Origin of the sequence: Streptomyces sp. NPDC001194, assembly GCF_042896985.1 — a bacterium.
Taxonomy (GTDB): Bacteria; Actinomycetota; Actinomycetes; order Streptomycetales; family Streptomycetaceae; genus Streptomyces.
In genome coordinates this window covers 179,442-198,621 of the sequence record NZ_JBIAXU010000004.1, presented here as the reverse complement: position 1 = coordinate 198,621, position 19,180 = coordinate 179,442, and the positions used below count along the sequence as shown (strand labels likewise).

The 19,180-nt window shown below is 71.7% G+C and carries 17 protein-coding genes; 15 read left to right on the top strand and 2 right to left on the bottom strand.

Going from position 1 to position 19,180, the window contains the following annotated elements; genetic code table 11:
* Positions 1–55: 55 nt before the first annotated feature.
* Positions 56–2,251 (bottom strand): elongation factor G-like protein EF-G2, encoded by a 2,196-nt coding sequence (locus ACFY1T_RS12060; RefSeq protein WP_390788028.1) that lies wholly within the window; start codon positions 2,249–2,251, stop codon positions 56–58.
* A gap of 243 nt (positions 2,252–2,494) precedes the next feature.
* Between ACFY1T_RS12060 and pgsA the strand changes: the two genes are divergently transcribed.
* The 15 genes from pgsA (at position 2,495) to ACFY1T_RS11985 (ending at position 17,800) form a co-directional block, all read left to right on the top strand.
* The gene (gene pgsA, locus ACFY1T_RS12055) at positions 2,495–3,160 is read left to right on the top strand and encodes a phosphatidylinositol phosphate synthase (RefSeq protein WP_008740487.1); all 666 of its coding nucleotides are present in this window, start codon (positions 2,495–2,497) and stop codon (positions 3,158–3,160) included.
* Positions 3,160–4,068: a phosphatidylinositol mannoside acyltransferase gene (locus tag ACFY1T_RS12050; protein WP_390788027.1), complete on the top strand. Its 909-nt coding sequence runs from the start codon at positions 3,160–3,162 to the stop codon at positions 4,066–4,068. The genes pgsA and ACFY1T_RS12050 overlap by 1 nt, the downstream gene beginning before the upstream one ends.
* Positions 4,065–5,237: a glycosyltransferase family 4 protein gene (locus ACFY1T_RS12045; protein ID WP_390788026.1), complete on the top strand. Its 1,173-nt coding sequence runs from the start codon at positions 4,065–4,067 to the stop codon at positions 5,235–5,237. Before ACFY1T_RS12050 ends, ACFY1T_RS12045 begins: the two co-directional genes overlap by 4 nt.
* A gap of 184 nt (positions 5,238–5,421) precedes the next feature.
* On the top strand, positions 5,422–5,961 hold the full coding sequence (locus ACFY1T_RS12040; RefSeq protein WP_030860047.1) for a membrane protein: 540 nt from the start codon (positions 5,422–5,424) through the stop codon (positions 5,959–5,961).
* A gap of 147 nt (positions 5,962–6,108) precedes the next feature.
* Positions 6,109–7,026 carry a pyridoxal 5'-phosphate synthase lyase subunit PdxS gene (gene pdxS / locus ACFY1T_RS12035; protein WP_008740483.1) on the top strand — a complete coding sequence of 306 codons (918 nt, stop codon included), beginning with the start codon at positions 6,109–6,111 and terminating at the stop codon, positions 7,024–7,026.
* Between the two features lie 2 nt (positions 7,027–7,028).
* Entirely contained in the window at positions 7,029–7,619 is a 591-nt protein-coding gene (gene pdxT / locus ACFY1T_RS12030) for a pyridoxal 5'-phosphate synthase glutaminase subunit PdxT (protein ID WP_030860045.1), read from the top strand.
* Between the two features lie 57 nt (positions 7,620–7,676).
* Positions 7,677–8,429, top strand: coding sequence for a YebC/PmpR family DNA-binding transcriptional regulator (locus ACFY1T_RS12025; protein ID WP_053786045.1), 753 nt, complete (start codon positions 7,677–7,679; stop codon positions 8,427–8,429).
* Between the two features lie 220 nt (positions 8,430–8,649).
* Entirely contained in the window at positions 8,650–9,180 is a 531-nt protein-coding gene (gene ruvC, locus ACFY1T_RS12020) for a crossover junction endodeoxyribonuclease RuvC (RefSeq protein WP_390788025.1), read from the top strand.
* On the top strand, positions 9,177–9,797 hold the full coding sequence (gene ruvA / locus ACFY1T_RS12015; RefSeq protein ID WP_390788024.1) for a Holliday junction branch migration protein RuvA: 621 nt from the start codon (positions 9,177–9,179) through the stop codon (positions 9,795–9,797). The genes ruvC and ruvA overlap by 4 nt, the downstream gene beginning before the upstream one ends.
* A 64-nt stretch (positions 9,798–9,861) precedes the next feature.
* Positions 9,862–10,923 (top strand): Holliday junction branch migration DNA helicase RuvB, encoded by a 1,062-nt coding sequence (gene ruvB, locus ACFY1T_RS12010; protein WP_390788023.1) that lies wholly within the window; start codon positions 9,862–9,864, stop codon positions 10,921–10,923.
* 164 nt (positions 10,924–11,087) lie between these two features.
* Positions 11,088–11,591, top strand: a complete 504-nt coding sequence (yajC, locus tag ACFY1T_RS12005) for a preprotein translocase subunit YajC (protein WP_390788022.1) — start codon at positions 11,088–11,090, stop codon at positions 11,589–11,591.
* Positions 11,592–11,744: 153 nt separating this feature from the next.
* The gene (gene secD / locus ACFY1T_RS12000) at positions 11,745–13,538 is read left to right on the top strand and encodes a protein translocase subunit SecD (protein ID WP_390788021.1); all 1,794 of its coding nucleotides are present in this window, start codon (positions 11,745–11,747) and stop codon (positions 13,536–13,538) included.
* Between the two features lie 3 nt (positions 13,539–13,541).
* Positions 13,542–14,600, top strand: a complete 1,059-nt coding sequence (gene secF, locus ACFY1T_RS11995; RefSeq protein ID WP_390788020.1) for a protein translocase subunit SecF — start codon at positions 13,542–13,544, stop codon at positions 14,598–14,600.
* Positions 14,597–15,148, top strand: coding sequence for an adenine phosphoribosyltransferase (locus ACFY1T_RS11990; RefSeq protein ID WP_390788019.1), 552 nt, complete (start codon positions 14,597–14,599; stop codon positions 15,146–15,148). The genes secF and ACFY1T_RS11990 overlap by 4 nt, the downstream gene beginning before the upstream one ends.
* A 213-nt stretch (positions 15,149–15,361) precedes the next feature.
* Positions 15,362–17,800 carry a RelA/SpoT family protein gene (locus ACFY1T_RS11985; RefSeq protein ID WP_390788018.1) on the top strand — a complete coding sequence of 813 codons (2,439 nt, stop codon included), beginning with the start codon at positions 15,362–15,364 and terminating at the stop codon, positions 17,798–17,800.
* Positions 17,801–17,894: 94 nt separating this feature from the next.
* Here ACFY1T_RS11985 and ACFY1T_RS11980 read toward each other — a convergent pair whose 3' ends face one another.
* Entirely contained in the window at positions 17,895–19,124 is a 1,230-nt protein-coding gene (locus ACFY1T_RS11980; RefSeq protein ID WP_030860026.1) for a DUF349 domain-containing protein, read from the bottom strand.
* Between the last annotated feature and the right edge of the window lie 56 nt (positions 19,125–19,180).

Below are 19,180 nucleotides of genomic sequence, written 5' to 3'. Positions count from 1 at the left end.
CACCGCAAGCGGCTTGGGTGGGCGGCTCCCGGGGGATCCCCTGGCGCTATGTCAATCAGGTTCCCTTCTCGGCCTGTTCCCGCACCTTGTCGGCGATCTGGGGCGGCATGGGCTCGTGGCGGGCGTAGGCGCGGGTGAACCGGCCCGTGCCGTGCGACACCGAGCGCAGTTCCACGGCGTAGCGGCCGATCTCGATCTCGGGGATCTCGGCGCGCACCTGCGTGCGGCCGGCGCCGGCCTGTTCGGTGCCGACGACGCGGCCGCGGCGGCCGGCGAGGTCGCTCATGACGGGGCCGACGTACTCGTCGGGGACGAGGACGGCCAGCTCGGCGACGGGTTCGAGGAGGTGGATGCGGGCCTCGGCGGCGGCCTCGCGCAGCGCGAGCGCTCCGGCGGTCTGGAAGGCGGCGTCGGAGGAGTCCACCGAGTGCGCCTTGCCGTCGAGCAGGGTGATGCGCACGTCGACCAGCGGATAGCCGGCCGCGACCCCGCGGGCGGCCTGGGTGCGTACGCCCTTCTCGACGGACGGGATGAACTGGCGGGGCACGGCGCCGCCGACGACCTTGTCGACGAACTCGATGCCGCTGCCCGGCGGGAGCGGTTCCACCTCGATCTCGCAGATGGCGAACTGGCCGTGTCCGCCGGACTGTTTGACGTGCCGGCCGCGGCCCGCGGCCTTGGCGCCGAAGGTCTCGCGCAGGCTCACCCTGTGCGGGACGGGATCGACCTGGACCCCGTAGCGGGTGCGCAGCCGTTCGAGGGCCACGTCCTGGTGGGCCTCGCCGAGGCACCACAGGACGACCTGGTGGGTGTCCGGGTTCTGCTCCAGCCGCATCGTGGGGTCCTCGGCGACGAGCCGGGCCAGGCCCTGGGAGAGCTTGTCCTCGTCGGCCTTGCTGTGGGCGGCGATGGCGAGGGGGAGCAGCGGGTCGGGCATCGGCCAGGGCTCCATGAGCAGGGGCCGGTCCTTGGCCGAGAGGGTGTCGCCGGTCTCGGCCCGGGTGAGTTTGGCCACGCAGGCGAGGTCCCCGGCGATGACCTGGGTGAGGGTGCGCTGCTGCTTGCCGAAGGGGGAGGTGAGGGTGCCGATCCGCTCGTCGACGTCGTGGTCCTCGTGCCCCCGGTCGCTCAGGCCGTGGCCGCTGACGTGCACGGTCTCCTCGGGGCGCAGGGTGCCGGAGAAGACGCGGACGAGGGAGACGCGCCCGACGTAGGGGTCGGAGGAGGTCTTGACGACCTCGGCGACGAGGGGCCCTTCCGGATCGCAGGTGACGGCCGGGCGGTCGGCGCCGTCGGGGGTGGTGACGGGTACGGCGGCCCGCTCCAGGGGGGTGGGGAAGCCGCCGGTGATCAGTTCCAGGAGTTCGACCGTGCCGAGGCCCTGGCGGGCCCCGTCGGCGGCGGGGGCCGCCATCAGGACGGGGTGGAATGTGCCGCGGGCGACGGCCCGCTCCAGGTCGTCGACGAGGGTCTTGAAATCGATGTCCTCGCCGCCCAGGTAGCGGTCCATGAGGCTCTCGTCCTCGCTCTCCGCGATGATCCCCTCGATCAGGCGGGAGCGGGCGTCGGAGATGAGGGCGAGCTCGGAGGGCTCGGGGTCGCGCTCCACGCGCTCCCCGGAGGTGTAGTCGTACACGCGCCGCGAGAGCAGGCCGAGGAGGCCGGCGACCGGGGTGTGCCCGTCGGGGCCGGGGGGCCCGTACAGGGGCAGGTAGAGCGGGATGACGGCGTCGGGGTCCTCGGCTCCGAAGTTCTCGCCGCAGACGGTGGTCATCTGCGCGTAGTCGGCGCGGGCCGCCTCCAGATGGGTGACGACGATGGCGCGGGGCATGCCGACGGCCGCGCACTCGTCCCAGACCATGCGGGTGGCGCCGTCGATGCCGTCGGAGGAGGAGACGACGAAGAGGGCCGCGTCCGCGGCGCGCAGACCGGCCCTGAGTTCGCCGACGAAATCGGCGTATCCGGGGGTGTCCAAGATGTTGATCTTGATGCCGGCCCATTCGACCGGGACGAGGGACAGCTGTACGGACCGCTGCTGCCGGTGTTCGATCTCGTCGTAGTCGGAGACGGCGGTGCCGTCCTCGACGCGGCCGGCCCGGTTGACGGCGCCCGCCGTCAGGGCGAGGGCCTCGACCAGCGTGGTCTTGCCGGCTCCGCTGTGGCCGACCAGCACGACGTTGCGGAGCGACGACGGGCGGTCGGCCGCCGGTGCCCTGCCGGCGGCTCCGGCTTGGTGTGATGTGGCTCCCATGATGCTCGTGCCTCCCGGTGTGACGGTGAGGAGGTTGAATCGGGGTCCTTCGAGCTTTGCACCGGCGTCACACTGCGTCCATACGTAGTACCCGGCACTGTCCGGAGCGCGACGCGGGCGCGGACCGGCGATTGCCCGGCCCGAACCGGTGGGTGCGGGGCGCCGGGCGCCCGGGGCGCTGGCTACGATGGGCCAGCCGGTGGCCGATGTGGCCGTGCGGCCCAGCGACCCTCTGGGAAGACCATGCTGAACAAGTACGCGCGTGCCTTCTTCACGCGTGTTCTCACGCCATTCGCCGCGTTCCTCCTCCGGCGGGGGGTGAGCCCGGACGCGGTCACCCTGATCGGCACGGCCGGAGTGGTGGCGGGAGCGCTGGTCTTCTTCCCCCGGGGCGAGTTCTTCTGGGGCACGATCACCATCACCCTCTTCGTCTTCTCCGACCTGGTCGACGGGAACATGGCCCGCCAGGCGGGCGTCTCCAGCCGCTGGGGCGCCTTCCTCGACTCCACGCTCGACCGGGTCGCCGACGCGGCGATCTTCGGGGGCCTCGCGCTCTGGTACGCGGGCAACGGGAACGACAACGTGCTGTGCGCGGTGGCGATCTTCTGCCTGGCCAGCGGCCAGGTGGTCTCCTACACGAAGGCCCGCGGCGAGTCGATCGGGCTGCCGGTGGCCGTCAACGGGCTCATCGAGCGTGCCGAGCGGCTGGTGATCTCGCTGGTCGCGGCCGGCCTGTCCGGGCTGCAGACCTTCGGGGTGCCCTCGTGGATCGGGGTGCTGCTGCCGATCGCGCTGTGGATCGTCGCCGTGGGCTCCCTGGTCACCCTGATCCAGCGGGTGGTCACCGTACGCCGTGAGGCGGCGGAGGCCGACGCCGCGGCCGCCGTGGCCGAGGGCGGCGCCGCCTGATGGCCGGGCGGGTGCAGGACAAGCTGGTCGACGGGGCGTACGGGCTCGGCTGGGCCGGGGTCAAGAGACTGCCGGAGCCGGCCGCGGTGGCCCTCGGCCGCCGCATCGCCGACTTCGCGTGGAAGCGGCGCGGCAAGAGCGTGCTGCGGCTGGAGTCGAACCTGGCCCGGGTGGTGCCCGACGCCGGTCCCGAGCGGCTGCGCGAGCTGTCCCGGGCGGGCATGCGCTCGTACATGCGGTACTGGATGGAGTCCTTCCGGCTGCCGACCATGGACCCGGAGCGCTTCGGCACCGACGTCGAGTTCACGGACGAGCACCTGCTGCGCGAGGCCCTCGACTCCGGGCGCGGGGTCGTCGTGGCACTGCCGCACCTCGCCAACTGGGACCTCGCCGGTGCCTGGGCCATCGGCCACATGAAGGCGCCGTTCACCACGGTCGCCGAGCGGCTGAAGCCCGAGAGCCTGTACGACCGGTTCGTCGCCTACCGCGAGAGCCTGGGCATGGAGGTCCTGCCGCACAGCGGCGGAGCCGCCTTCGGCACCCTGGCCCGCAGGCTGCGCTCCGGCGGCCTGGTCTGCCTGGTCGCGGACCGCGACCTGTCGGCCTCCGGGGTCGAGGTGGACTTCTTCGGCTCCGCGGCCCGCATGCCGGCCGGACCGGCCCTGCTTGCCCAGCAGACCGGTGCGGTGCTGCTCCCGGCGACCCTGCACTACGGCGCGACGCCGAAGATGTACGGCCGGATCCACCCCGAGGTCGAGGTGCCGAAGACGGGCACCCGGACCGAGAAGACCACCGCCATGACCCAGGCGGTGGCGGACGCCTTCGCCCAGGGGATCGCCGATCACCCGGAGGACTGGCACATGCTGCAGCGGCTGTGGCTGGACGACCTGGAGGAGCGCACGCAGTGAAGATCGGCATCGTGTGCCCGTACTCCTGGGACGTACCGGGCGGCGTCCAGTTCCACATCCGCGACCTCGCCGAGCACCTGATCCGCCTCGGCCACGAGGTGTCGGTGCTGGCCCCGGCCGACGACGAGACCCCGCTGCCGCCGTACGTGGTCTCGGCCGGGCGCGCGGTGCCGGTGCCGTACAACGGGTCGGTGGCCCGGCTGAACTTCGGCTTCCTGTCGGCGGCGCGGGTGCGGCGCTGGCTGCACGACGGCGTCTTCGACGTGATCCACATCCACGAGCCGGCCTCGCCCTCGCTGGGACTGCTGTCCTGCTGGGCGGCGCAGGGCCCGATCGTGGCCACCTTCCACACCTCGAACCCGCGCTCGCGCGCCATGATCGCCGCGTACCCGATCCTCCAGCCCGCCCTGGAGAAGATCAGCGCCCGGATCGCGGTCAGCGAGTACGCGCGCCGCACGCTCGTGGAGCACCTGGGCGGGGACGCGGTCGTGATCCCCAACGGGGTCGACGTGGACTTCTTCGCCAAGGCCGAGGCGAACCCCGACTGGTCCGGGCAGACCCTCGGCTTCATCGGCCGGATCGACGAGCCCCGCAAGGGCCTGCCGGTCCTGATGGCGGCCTTCCCCGAGATCGTGGAGGCCTGCCCCGACGTACGGCTCCTCGTGGCGGGCCGCGGGGACGAGGAGGAGGCCGTGGCCTCCCTGCCCGCCGAACTGCGTGCGCGGGTGGAGTTCCTCGGCATGGTCTCGGACGAGGACAAGGCGCGGCTGCTGCGCAGTGTCGACGTGTACGTGGCCCCGAACACCGGCGGCGAGAGCTTCGGCATCATCCTGGTCGAGGCCCTGTCGGCGGGAGCCGCCGTGCTGGCCTCCGACCTGGACGCGTTCGCCCAGGTCCTGGACCAGGGGGCGGCGGGGGAGCTGTTCGCCAACGAGGACCCCGAATCACTGGCCGCGGGCGCCGTGGCCCTGCTGCGCGACCCGGAGCGGCGTGCGGAGCTGAGCGCCCGCGGCTCCGCGCACGTACGCCGTTTCGACTGGTCGACGGTCGGGGCGGACATCCTCGCGGTCTACGAGACGGTGACGGACGGTGCGGCGGCGGTGGCCACGGACGAACGCGTCCCGCTCCGCACCCGCCTGGGATTCTCGAAGGACACCACGTCCTCCTGAGGCCCCACCACCGGGCGGGGACGACCTGCCCGCGCCGGGCGCCGGGGGCGACGGCCGCCTCGTGGACGGCCGACGGGAGGCCGACGGCGGGGCGCCCCGCCGCTTTCCGCGCTCCCGGCAGGGGGGCGGCCCGGGCCAGGGCCGATGGGGGCCGGGGGCACGGGGAGCGGTAGGGTCGCGCACCGTGATCGAAACCCTTGTCTGGACCGCCCTGGCGCTCGGCGTCATCGGGGTCTACCTCAGCTGGACCGCCGGACGGCTGGACCGGCTGCACTCGCGGATGGACGCCGCCCGCGCCGCCCTCGACGCGCAGCTCGTCCGGCGCGCCTCGGTGGTGCTCGAGGTGGCCACCTCCGGAGTGCTGGACCCCGCCTCCTCGCTCGTCCTGTACGAGGCCGCCCACGGCGCCCGCCAGGCCGAGGAGGAGCACCGCGAGGTCGCCGAGAGCGAGCTCAGCCAGGCCCTGCGGGCGGTGTTCGCCGACGCCGCCCAGGTGGACCTGCTCAAGGCCGCCCCCGGCGGCGAGGCCGCCGCCGAGGAGCTGGCCGCGGCGGTCCGCCGGGTGCCCATGGCGCGCCGCTTCCACAACGACGCCGTACGGGCGGCCCGTGCGCTGCGCCGGCACCGCAAGGTCCGCTGGTTCCGGCTGGCCGGCCACGCCCCGTTCCCGCTCGCCTTCGAAATGGACGACGAGCCTCCGGTGGATCTCGCCGACCGTCCGTAGCGGAACCCGCCGGCCCCACTTGTACCCAAAGGCCAAGTTGAAAGGAGCCACCGGCTCCTCATTGGCCCTTGCGGTGGACTGGTCGGGGACGGTTTGCTCGGCGCAGTAGAACCGCAGCACCCGTCTTCCTTCGAGTGAGGTCAATCCGTGAGCACGCTTCCCTCCACCCCGCAGTCCGCTGAGTCCGCGATCGGCACCTCCCGCGTCAAGCGCGGCATGGCCGAGCAGCTCAAGGGCGGCGTGATCATGGACGTGGTCAACGCCGAGCAGGCGAAGATCGCCGAGGACGCCGGCGCCGTGGCCGTCATGGCCCTGGAGCGGGTCCCCGCCGACATCCGCAAGGACGGCGGCGTCGCGCGCATGTCGGACCCGAACATGATCGAAGAGATCATCGAGGCCGTCTCCATCCCCGTCATGGCCAAGTCCCGCATCGGCCACTTCGTCGAGGCCCAGGTCCTGCAGTCCCTCGGCGTCGACTACATCGACGAGTCCGAGGTCCTCACCCCGGCCGACGAGGTCAACCACTCCGACAAGTGGGCGTTCACCACCCCCTTCGTCTGCGGTGCCACCAACCTGGGCGAGGCCCTGCGCCGCATCGCCGAGGGCGCGGCCATGATCCGCTCGAAGGGCGAGGCCGGCACGGGCAACGTCGTCGAGGCCGTCCGCCACCTGCGCCAGATCAAGAACGAGATCGCCCGCCTGCGCGGCTACGACAACAACGAGCTGTTCGCCGCCGCCAAGGAGCTGCGCGCCCCGTACGAGCTCGTCAAGGAGGTCGCCGAGCTCGGCAAGCTCCCGGTCGTGCTGTTCTCCGCCGGTGGCGTCGCCACCCCGGCCGACGCCGCGCTCATGCGCCAGCTCGGCGCCGAGGGCGTCTTCGTCGGCTCCGGCATCTTCAAGTCCGGCGACCCGGCCAAGCGCGCCGCCGCCATCGTGAAGGCCACCACCTTCTACGACGACCCGAAGATCATCGCGGACGCCTCCCGCAACCTGGGCGAGGCCATGGTCGGCATCAACTGCGACACCCTCCCCGAGGCCGAGCGCTACGCCAACCGCGGCTGGTAGTCATGACCAACCCCGTTATCGGTGTCCTGGCCCTCCAGGGCGATGTACGGGAGCACCTGATCGCCCTGGCCGCGGCGGACGCCGTGGCCAGGCCGGTCCGGCGTCCCGAGGAGCTCGCCGAGGTCGACGCCCTGGTGATCCCCGGCGGCGAGTCCACGACGATGTCGAAGCTCGCCGTCCTGTTCGGCATGCTGGAGCCGCTGCGCGAGCGCGTGCGGGCCGGCATGCCGGTCTACGGCACCTGCGCCGGCATGATCATGCTCGCCGACAAGCTGCTCGACGGCCGTGACGACCAGGAGACCCTGGGCGGCATCGACATGATCGTGCGCCGCAACGCCTTCGGCCGGCAGAACGAGTCCTTCGAGGCGAAGATCGACTTCGCGGGCATAGAGGGAGGCCCCGTCGAGGGCGTCTTCATCCGCGCCCCGTGGGTCGAGTCGGTCGGCGCCGCCGCCGAGGTGCTCGCCACGTACGACGGCCACACGGTCGCCGTGCGCCAGGGCAGCGTCCTCGCCACCTCGTTCCACCCGGAACTGACCGGAGACGACCGGGTCCACGCGTACTTCGTCGACATGGTGCGCGCGGGGCTGTAAACAGGTCCCGGTAGGATCTGAGGTGCACACTGTTGGTTACGCGAAGGAGACAGGCGGATGTCCGGCCACTCTAAATGGGCTACGACGAAGCACAAGAAGGCCGTGATCGATGCCAAGCGCGGCAAGCTCTTCGCGAAGCTGATCAAGAACATCGAGGTCGCGGCGCGCATGGGCGGCGCCGACATCGACGGCAACCCGACCCTCTTCGACGCCATCCAGAAGGCCAAGAAGAGCTCGGTCCCGAACAAGAACATCGACTCCGCGGTCAAGCGCGGCGGTGGTCTCGAGGCCGGCGGCGCCGACTACGAGACGATCATGTACGAAGGCTACGGCCCGAACGGTGTCGCGGTGCTCATCGAGTGCCTCACCGACAACCGCAACCGCGCCGCGTCCGACGTCCGCGTCGCCATGACCCGCAACGGCGGTTCGATGGCCGACCCGGGCTCGGTCTCGTACCTGTTCAACCGCAAGGGTGTCGTCCTGCTGCCCAAGGGCGAGCTCTCCGAGGACGACGTCCTGGAGACGGTGCTCGAGGCGGGTGCCGAAGAGGTCAACGACCTCGGCGACAGCTTCGAGATCATCAGCGAGGCCACCGACATGGTCGCGGTCCGCACCGCGCTCCAGCAGGCGGGCATCGACTACGACTCGGCCGACTCCAACTTCCTGCCGACCATGCAGGTCGAGCTGGACGAGGAGGGCGCGCGCAAGATCTTCAAGCTGATCGACGCGCTGGAGGACAGCGACGACGTGCAGAACGTCTTCGCCAACTTTGACGTCTCCGACGAGGTCATGGAGAAGGTCGACGCCTGATCGGGCTTCAGCGGCGGGGGGGGGGGGGGGGGGCCCCCCCCCCCCCCCCCCCCCCCCCCGGGGCCCCCGGGGCCCCCCCCCCCCCCGGGGGGGGGCGGGGGCGCCCGGGGGGGGGGGGGGGGCGGGGGGGGGCGGGGGGCCCCCCCCCCCCCCCCCCCGCCGCTTTGTCGGTGCCACCGGTTAGCCTGCACGCACTGGCTGTCGAAGGAGAGTGGGGGGCGTGCGCGTACTCGGCGTGGACCCGGGGCTGACCCGGTGCGGTGTCGGCGTGGTCGAGGGCGTCGCCGGCCGTCCGCTGACCATGCTCGCGGTGGGGGTCGTACGGACGCCCGCGGACGCGGAGTTGGGGCACCGCCTCGTCGCGATCGAGCAGGGCATCGAGGAGTGGCTCGATGAGCACCGGCCCGAAGTCGTCGCCGTGGAGCGCGTGTTCAGCCAGCACAACGTCAGCACGGTGATGGGCACCGCCCAGGCGAGCGCCGTCGCCATGCTGTGCGCGGCGCGCCGCGGGATACCGGTCGCCCTGCACACCCCCAGTGAGGTCAAGGCCGCAGTCACCGGCTCCGGCCGGGCAGACAAGGCGCAGGTCGGCGCGATGGTGACCCGGCTGCTGCGGCTGTCCGCCCCGCCCAAGCCGGCCGACGCCGCGGACGCCCTCGCCCTCGCCATCTGCCACATCTGGCGGGCCCCCGCCCAGAACCGCCTCCAGCAGGCGGTCGCCCTGCACGCCTCGAAAGGCCGCCCCTCATGATCGCCTTCGTCAGCGGCCCCGTCGCCGCGCTCGCCCCCACCCTGGCCGTGATCGAGGTCGGAGGAGTGGGCATGGCCGTGCAGTGCACGCCGAACACCATCGCCGGCCTGCGGATGGGGGAGACGGCGCGGCTGGCCACCTCCCTGGTCGTGCGGGAGGACTCGCTGACGCTGTACGGCTTCGCCGACGACGACGAACGGCAGGTCTTCGAACTGCTGCAGACGGCGAGCGGGGTGGGGCCGCGCCTGGCGCAGGCGATGCTCGGGGTGCACAGCCCGGACGCCCTGCGCCTGGCGGTCTCGACCGGGGACGAGAAGTCCCTGACGGCGGTCCCGGGCATCGGCAAGAAGGGCGCCCAGAAGCTGCTGCTGGAACTGAAGGACAAGCTGGGCGCACCGCTGGTGGGCGCGCAGCGCGCCCCCGTGGCGGCGGGTCCGGCGCCGTGGACGGAACAACTGGCGGCGGCCCTGATCGGCCTGGGCTACGCCTCCCGAGAGGCGGACGAGGCCGTCACGGCGGTCACCCCCCAGGCGGAGGCGGCCATCGCCTCCGGCGGCTCGGCCCCGGTCCCGCAGCTCCTGCGGGCGGCCCTCCAGACCCTGAACCGCACCCGCTGACCGGTGCGCCGCCGCGCCGGGTCCGGCAGCAACCACCGCACGACCGAGAAGGCAGACTGACAGCGTGAACTGGGATGACGAGAGCGACGACCGGATCGTGGCCGCGGCCGCGGACGGGGAGGACACGGCCGTCGAGGCCGCCCTGCGGCCCAAGGACCTCGGCGAGTTCGTGGGCCAGGAGAAGGTCCGCCAGCAGCTCGACCTGGTCCTGAAGGCGGCCCGCCAGCGCGGAGCCACCGCCGATCACGTGCTGCTCTCCGGCGCGCCCGGTCTCGGCAAGACCACCCTCTCCATGATCATCGCCGCCGAGATGGGCGCGCCCATCCGGATCACCTCGGGCCCCGCCATCCAGCACGCCGGCGATCTCGCCGCGATCCTCTCCTCCCTCCAGGAGGGCGAGGTCCTCTTCCTCGACGAGATCCACCGCATGTCCCGGCCCGCCGAGGAGATGCTCTACATGGCCATGGAGGACTTCCGCGTCGACGTGATCGTCGGCAAGGGGCCCGGGGCCACCGCCATCCCGCTGGAGCTGCCGCCGTTCACCCTCGTCGGGGCGACGACCCGGGCCGGCCTGCTCCCGCCCCCGCTGCGCGACCGCTTCGGCTTCACCGGGCACATGGAGTTCTACGCACCCGAGGAGCTGGAACGCGTCATCCACCGCTCCGCCCGCCTCCTCGACGTGGAGATCGACACGGCCGGCGCCGCCGAGATCGCCGGCCGCTCCCGCGGCACCCCGCGCATCGCCAACCGGCTGCTGCGCCGCGTCCGCGACTACGCGCAGGTCAGGGCCGACGGAGTGATCACCCGCGAGGTGGCCGGCACGGCCCTCCAGGTGTACGAGGTGGACGCGCGCGGCCTCGACCGCCTCGACCGCGCCGTGCTCGAAGCCCTGCTCAAGCTGTTCGGCGGGGGCCCCGTGGGCCTGTCGACCCTCGCCGTCGCCGTAGGCGAGGAACGGGAGACCGTCGAGGAGGTCGCCGAGCCGTTCCTGGTACGGGAAGGCCTGCTGGCCCGTACCCCGCGCGGCCGGGTCGCGACCCCCGCCGCATGGGCTCACCTGGGGCTTGTCCCGCCGGCGCCGCACGTGAGTGGATCAAGGGGACAACAGGGCTTGTTCGGGGCCTGACGGCGCGGAGGTTCGCACGGTCAGGAACTGCGGTGCCATGCTGGGCGTTGTTCCATCGGTGCGGACTCGCCTAGACTCCGCCGATGCCGACCCTTCAGGTCGGCGTGCCCACCCCCGTAGAAATTGGCCGTCTCCCGTGCGGTCGTGCGAAGGATCTCCGTCCCGTGAATCTCGTGACACTCCTCCCGTTCATCGTGCTCATCGGGGCCATGTTCCTGATGACCCGCTCCGCGAAGAAGAAGCAGCAGGCGGCCGCGCAGATGCGTGACCACATGGTGCCCGGCACCGGTGTCCGCACCATTGGCGGCATGTACGCCACGGTGAAGGAGATCGGCGAGGACACCGTCACCCTCGAAGTGGCCCCCGGCGTCCACGCGATCTACGCGAAGAACTCCATCGGCGCCGTCCTCGAGGACGCGGAGTACAACCGCATCGTCCACGGCATCAGTGATGATCTGACGATCGACACGCCGGTCGTCCCGGACGACGCCTCCTCGCTCACCCTGGACAAGGACGCGGACAAGCCCGCGGACGAGGCCGGGACCGACGCGCCCAAGCTCGACCTGGGCAAGAAGGACGAGCCCAAGGCCGACGAGCCGAAGGACGGCGAGACCAAGGGCGACGAGCCCAAGGACGGCAAGGCCGACGGCGAGGCCGGCGCGAAGTAGCGCGCGGCCGGGGACCGGGGAGGCGCCTGACCGGCGGCCGCCGCGGTCCCCGTCAGTGACACTTCTGCGGGGGGCAGGGGTCCCCACCACACATTTCGTGGCCGTCCGCGCGCTGACCCGGCGCGGGGCGGTTGGACAGGGAGATACGACAAGGTGGCAGCACCGAAGAAGGGCCGGCGGCCCACGGGGGCTCAGGGGAGGCCGGGGCGCGCCCTGGCGATCATCCTGATCGCGATGGTGGCGCTCACCGCGGGGATGTTCCTCACGAAGCAGACGACTCCCCGCCTCGGCATCGACCTCGCGGGCGGTACGAGCATCACGCTCAAGGCCAAGAGCGAGCCCGGCAAGCCGGACGCGATCAACGAGACCAACATGAACACGGCGGTCGGCATCATCGAGCGCCGCGTCAACGGTCTCGGCGTGTCGGAGGCCGAGGTCCAGACGCAGGGCCGCGACCACATCATCGTGAACATCCCCAAGGGGACGAACGAGAAGCAGGCCCGCGAGCAGGTCGGTACCACCGCCCAGCTGTACTTCCGCCCGGTCCTGGCCTTCGCCGACGGCGCCCCCGCGGCTCCCGACGCCACGCCGAGCCCGTCCGCGAGCGGCTCCGGTGCCCCGAAGGCCGAGAGCAGCGGCAAGCCCGGCACCCCGGCCACCCCGTCGTCCAGCGCCACTTCCCAGGGCCGTGTGCTCAGCGAGGCCCTCAAGGCCCCGGCCGCCACCGCCTCTCCCTCGCCCTCGGCGAGCGAGTCGAAGAAGGCAGACGACAAGGCTCCGGCCCCCACCCCGGCCCCGACGGGCGTCGAGGCGGCCGCCGCCGACCTCCAGGCGAAGTTCGCGGCGCTCGACTGCACCAACGAGGCGCAGCGCGCCGCGGCCGGCAAGGGCGTCAAGCCCGAGGACGCGACCGTTGCCTGTGGCAAGCGCGGCGACGCCTGGGGCAAGTGGATCCTCGGCCCGGTCGGTGTGTCCGGTACGGACGTGAAGGACGCCAAGGGACAGATCAACCCCCAGACGGGGCAGTGGATCGTCACCATGCAGTTCACCGACAAGGGCGCGGACAAGTTCGCCAAGATCACCGGTGAGCTCGCCACCAAGCAGATGCCGCAGAACCAGTTCGCGATCGTGCTCGACGGCGAGGTCGTCTCCGACCCGTCCGTCAGCCAGGCGCTGACCGGCGGCAACGCCGAGATCTCCGGCGGCTTCACCCAGCAGTCCGCCATGGACCTGGGCAACATGCTCTCGTACGGCGCCCTGCCGCTGACCTTCCAGGAGGACAGCGTCACCACCGTCACCGCGGCGCTCGGCGGCGAGCAGCTGAAGGCCGGCCTCATCGCCGGTGCCATCGGCCTCATCCTCGTGGTGATCTACCTGCTCGTGTACTACCGGGGCCTGGCCTTCATCGCCATCGTCAGCCTCCTGGTGTCCGCGATCCTCACCTACACGATCATGGCGCTGCTCGGAAAGGGCATCGGCTTCGCGCTGAACCTGCCCGCCGTCTGCGGTGCGATCGTCGCGATCGGCATCACGGCGGACTCGTTCATCGTCTACTTCGAACGCATCCGCGACGAGATCCGCGAGGGCCGCACCCTGCGTCCCGCCGTGGAGCGGGCCTGGCCGCGCGCCCGGCGCACCATCCTGGTCTCCGACTTCGTGTCGTTCCTGGCCGCCGCGGTGCTGTTCATCGTCACCGTCGGAAAGGTGCAGGGCTTCGCCTTCACCCTGGGTCTGACCACCGTGCTCGACGTGGTCGTGGTGTTCCTCTTCACCAAGCCGATCATGACCCTGTTCGCCCGTACGAAGTTCTTCTCCAGCGGCCACCCCTGGTCCGGCCTGGACCCGAAGCGGCTCGGCGCCAAGCCGCCGCTGCGCCGGTCCCGCCGCACCGGCTCCGGCACCGGTTCCGGTTCCGTCACCGCTCCCGTCGACGTAAAGGAGGCGTGAGAGATGTCGAAGCTGGGAGATCTCGGCGCCAAGCTGTACCGCGGTGAGGTCGGCTACGACTTCGTCGGCAAGCGTTTCGTCTGGTACGGCGTTTCCATCCTGATCACCATCACGGCGATCGTGGCCCTGGCCGTTCAGGGCCTCAACATGGGCATCGAGTTCAAGGGCGGTGCCGTCTTCACCACCCCGAAGACCGCGGTGTCGGTGACCCAGGCCACCGACGACGCCGAGAAGGCCTCCGGCCACCAGGCGATCGTCCAGAAGCTCGGCAACGGCACCCTGCGCATCCAGATCTCCAGCCTGGACCCCGCGCAGGCCAACGTCGTCAAGACCAAGCTCGCGGCCGACCTCAAGGTGCCCGAGGCCGACATCAACGCGGACCTGGTCGGCCCCAGCTGGGGTGACCAGATCGCGAACAAGGCGTGGACCGGCCTCGGGATCTTCATGGTCCTCGTGGTGATCTACCTCGCCATCGCCTTCGAGTGGCGGATGGCCGTCGCCGCGCTGATCGCCCTGATCCACGACCTCACCATCACCGTCGGCGTGTACGCGCTGGTCGGCTTCGAGGTCACGCCGGGCACCGTGATCGGTCTGCTGACGATCCTCGGTTACTCCCTCTACGACACCGTCGTCGTCTTCGACGGTCTGAAGGAGGGCTCGAAGGACATCACCAAGCAGACCCGCTACACGTTCAGCGAGATCGCCAACCGCAGCATCAACGGCACCCTGGTCCGCTCGATCAACACCACCGTCGTGGCGCTGCTCCCGGTCGGGGCGCTGCTCTTCATCGGCGGCGGCCTCCTGGACGCCGGCATGCTGAACGACATCTCGCTGTCGCTGTTCGTCGGCCTCGCGGCCGGTGCGTACTCCTCGATCTTCATCGCGACCCCGCTGGTCGTGGACCTCAAGGAGCGCGAGCCGGCGATGAAGGCGCTGAAGAAGCGGGTGCTCGCCAAGCGGGCGGCCGCGGCGGCCAAGGGCGAGTCCCCGGAGGACGAGGGCTTCGAGGACACCGACGCCCCGCAGGTCGTGGCCCAGGGCCGGTCCGGGCGGCGCCGGTGAGCGCGCTGTCCCCCGAGGCGCGGGAGCTGCTGCTCGGCCGGATCAAGGACGTGGCGGACTACCCGAAGCCGGGCGTGATGTTCAAGGACATCACCCCGCTGCTGGCCGACCCGAAGGCCTTCGCGGCCCTGACGGACGCGCTGGTGGAGCTGGCCGGGCAGTACGGCGCGACGAAGATCGTCGGGCTGGAGGCGCGCGGATTCATCCTCGCGGCGCCGGTGGCGGTCCAGGCGGGCATCGGCTTCGTGCCGGTGCGCAAGGCCGGGAAGCTGCCCGGTGCGACGCTCGCGCAGTCGTACGAGTTGGAGTACGGGACGGCGGAGATCGAGGTCCACGCCGAGGACCTGTCCGCCGGTGACCGGGTCATGGTCATCGACGACGTCCTGGCCACCGGCGGCACGGCCGAAGCCTCGCTCTCGCTGATCCGGCGGGCCGGGGCCGAGGTCGCCGGGGTGGCGGTCCTGATGGAGCTGTCGTTCCTGCCGGGCCGCGAACGACTGGGCGGCGCCCTCGCGGGCGCCCCGCTGGACGCCCTGATCGTCGTCTGACCCCAGCCCTGCCGAAGCGGCGGGCATCCGGTTCCCCCGGGTGCCCGCCGCTTTCGTGCGCGCGCCGCCGCGATGGCCGGCCCCGGGCCCCGGGCGGGGAGGGGCTCGCGGAACGAGGGGGCCCAACCCTCGCTACCATGGGTTGTCCGGACCGGACACGGGCACCGGATCCTCCCCCGCACTTCGTCCGGGGGGACCCCCAGAGGAGCGCTCTTGCCAGACGAGGTCCAGCCACTCTCCGCCGCGCAGCCCGACCCGCAGGCCGAGCGGGCCGCGACGCCCGCCGCCACGCCCCCGCCGGCCCCGCCCGTGAAGCCCGCGCCCGCGAAGCCCGCGCCCGCGAAGTCGGCCGGTTCCTCCAACCGCGTGCGCGCCCGGCTCGCCCGCCTCGGCGTCCAGCGTTCCAACCCGTACAACCCGGTACTGGAACCCCTGCTCCGTATAGTCCGCAGCAACGACCCGAAGATCGAGACGGCCACGCTGCGCCAGATCGAGCAGGCGTACCAGGTCGCCGAGCGCTGGCACCGCGGTCAGAAGCGCAAGAGCGGCGACCCGTACATCACCCACCCGCTCGCCGTGACCACCATCCTCGCCGAGCTCGGCATGGACCCGGCCACCCTGATGGCCGGTCTGCTGCACGACACCGTCGAGGACACCGAGTACGGGCTGGAGGACCTGCGCCGCGACTTCGGCGACGCCGTGGCCCTGCTCGTGGACGGCGTCACCAAGCTCGACCGGGTCAAGTTCGGCGAGGCCGCGCAGGCCGAGACCGTACGCAAGATGGTCGTCGCCATGGCCAAGGACCCCCGCGTCCTGGTCATCAAGCTCGCCGACCGCCTGCACAACATGCGCACCATGCGCTACCTCAAGCGGGAGAAGCAGGAGAAGAAGGCCCGCGAGACCCTCGAGATCTACGCCCCGCTGGCGCACCGGCTGGGCATGAACACGATCAAGTGGGAGCTCGAGGACCTCTCCTTCGCGATCCTCTACCCGAAGATGTACGACGAGATCGTCCGCCTCGTCGCCGAGCGCGCGCCCAAGCGCGACGAGTACCTCACCGTCGTCACCGACGAGGTCCAGACCGACCTCCGCGCCGCCCGCATCAAGGCCACCGTCACCGGCCGCCCCAAGCACTACTACAGCGTCTACCAGAAGATGATCGTCCGCGGCCGTGACTTCGCGGAGATCTACGACCTGGTGGGCATCCGCGTCCTCGTCGACACCGTCCGGGACTGCTACGCGGCCCTCGGCACGGTGCACGCGCGCTGGAACCCGGTCCCCGGCCGGTTCAAGGACTACATCGCGATGCCCAAGTTCAACATGTACCAGTCGCTCCACACGACGGTCATCGGGCCCAGCGGCAAGCCCGTCGAACTGCAGATCCGCACCTTCGACATGCACCGCCGCGCCGAGTACGGCATCGCCGCGCACTGGAAGTACAAGCAGCAGACCGTCGCCGGCACCTCCAAGGTCCGCACCGACGTCCCGCAGGCCGCCAAGGGCAGCGCCGGCCAGGACACGGTCAACGACATGGCCTGGCTGCGCCAGCTGCTGGACTGGCAGAAGGAGACCGAGGACCCGGGCGAGTTCCTCGACTCGCTGCGCTTCGACCTCTCCCGCAACGAGGTCTTCGTCTTCACGCCCAAGGGCGACGTCATCGCGCTGCCCGCCGGAGCCACCCCGGTGGACTTCGCGTACGCCGTCCACACCGAGGTCGGCCACCGGACCATAGGCGCCCGCGTCAACGGCCGCCTCGTCCCGCTCGAATCGACCCTGGACAACGGCGACCTCGTCGAGGTCTTCACCTCCAAGGCCGAGGGCGCGGGACCCTCGCGAGACTGGCTGGGCTTCGTCAAGTCCCCGCGGGCCCGCAACAAGATCCGCGCCTGGTTCTCCAAGGAGCGCCGCGAGGAGGCCATCGAGCACGGCAAGGACGCCATCGCGCGGGCCATGCGCAAGCAGAACCTGCCGATCCAGCGCATCCTCACCGGCGACTCCCTCGTCACCCTCGCGCACGAGATGCGCTACCCCGACATCTCCTCCCTGTACGCGGCGATCGGCGAGGGCCACGTGGCCGCGCAGGGCGTCGTGCAGAAGCTGGTGCAGGCCCTCGGCGGCGAGGAAGCGGCCAACGAGGACATCGAGGAGAGCGTCCCGCCCTCCCGGACCCGGGGCACGCGCCGCAAGAACGCCGACCCGGGCGTGGTCGTCAAGGGCGTCGACGACGTGTGGGTCAAGCTGGCCCGCTGCTGCACCCCGGTCCCCGGCGACCCGATCGTCGGCTTCGTCACGCGCGGCAGCGGCGTATCGGTTCACCGGGCCGACTGCGTCAACGTGGACTCCCTCTCCCAGGAGCCCGAGCGGATGCTGGAAGTCGAATGGGCCCCCACCCAGTCCTCGGTCTTCCTGGTCGCCATCCAGGTCGAGGCGCTGGACCGGTCCCGGCTGCTGTCCGACGTCACCCGGGTCCTGTCGGACCAGCACGTGAACATCCTCTCGGCGGCCGTCCAGACCTCGCGCGACCGTGTGGCCACCTCCCGCTTCACCTTCGAGATGGGCGACCCCAAGCACCTGGGCCACGTCCTGAAGGCCGTACGGGGTGTCGAGGGCGTCTACGACGTCTACCGCGTCACCTCGGCCCGCCGGCCGTAGCCCGGCGCCAGGCTCACGTACGAGGGCCCCGGTACGCGATCGCGTACCGGGGCCCTCGTGGACGTACGGGGCGGTGGCCGCGTACGGGCGGCGACTAGCCGCCGAACTCCTCCAGGCCCTTCAGGGCCTGGTCCAGCAGGGCCTGGCGGCCCTCCAGCTCGCGCGAGAGCTTGTCGGCCTTCGCGTTGTTGCCCGTGGCGCGGGCCGCGTCGATCTGCTCACGCAGCTTGTCGACCGCCGCCTGGAGCTGCCCCGTCAGACCGGCCGCACGGGCCCGCGCCTCCGGGTTCGTACGACGCCACTCGCCCTCCTCGGCCTCCTGGATCGCCCGCTCCACCGCGTGCATCCGGCCCTCGACCTTCGGCCGGGCGTCGCGCGGCACGTGGCCGATGCCCTCCCAGCGCTCGTTGAGGGTGCGGAACGCGGCGCGGGCCGCCTTGAGGTCCGTGATCGGGACGAGCTTCTCGGCCTCGTCGGCCAGCTCCTCCTTCAGCTTCAGGTTCTCCACCTGCTCGGCGTCGCGCTCCGCGAACACCTCGCCGCGGGCCGCGAAGAACACGTCCTGCGCACCGCGGAAACGGTTCCACAGATCGTCCTCGGACTCGCGCTGCGCCCGGCCCGCCGCCTTCCAGTCCGCCATCAGCTCGCGGTAGCGGGCGGCCGTCGGACCCCAGTCGGTCGACTTCGACAGCGACTCGGCCTCCGCGACCAGCTTCTCCTTGACCTTGCGGGCGTCCTCGCGCTGCGCGTCGAGCGAGGCGAAGTGCGCCTTGCGGCGCTTGGAGAAGGCGGAACGGGCGTGCGAGAAGCGGTGCCACAGCTCGTCGTCCGACTTGCGGTCCAGGCGCGGCAGACCCTTCCAGGTGTCCACCAGGGCCCGCAGCCGCTCGCCCGCACTGCGCCACTGGTCGCTCTGCGCCAGCTGCTCGGCCTCGGCCACCAGCGCGTCCTTGGCCGCACGGGCCTCGTCCGTCTGCTTGGCCTTCTGGACCTTGCGCTCCTCGCGCCGCGAGTCCACGGTCGCGACCAGCTTGTCCAGCCGGACGCGCAGGGCGTCGAGGTCGCCCACGGCGTGGTGCTCCTCCACCTGCGTGCGCAGGTGGTCGATGGCCGTCTGCGCGTCCTTGGCGGACAGATCGGTGGTCCGCACCCGCCGTTCGAGGAGGCCGATCTCGACCACCAGGCCCTCGTACTTGCGCTCGAAGTAGGCCAGGGCCTCCTCGGGGGTGCCCGCCTGCCAGGAGCCGACGACCTTCTCGCCCTCGGCAGTACGCACGTACACGGTGCCCGTCTCGTCGACGCGGCCCCACGGGTCGCTGCTCACAGCGCCTCCTCCACCTGATGCCTGCGAGGGGTTCACCCCCTGGGCATCGTCCACAG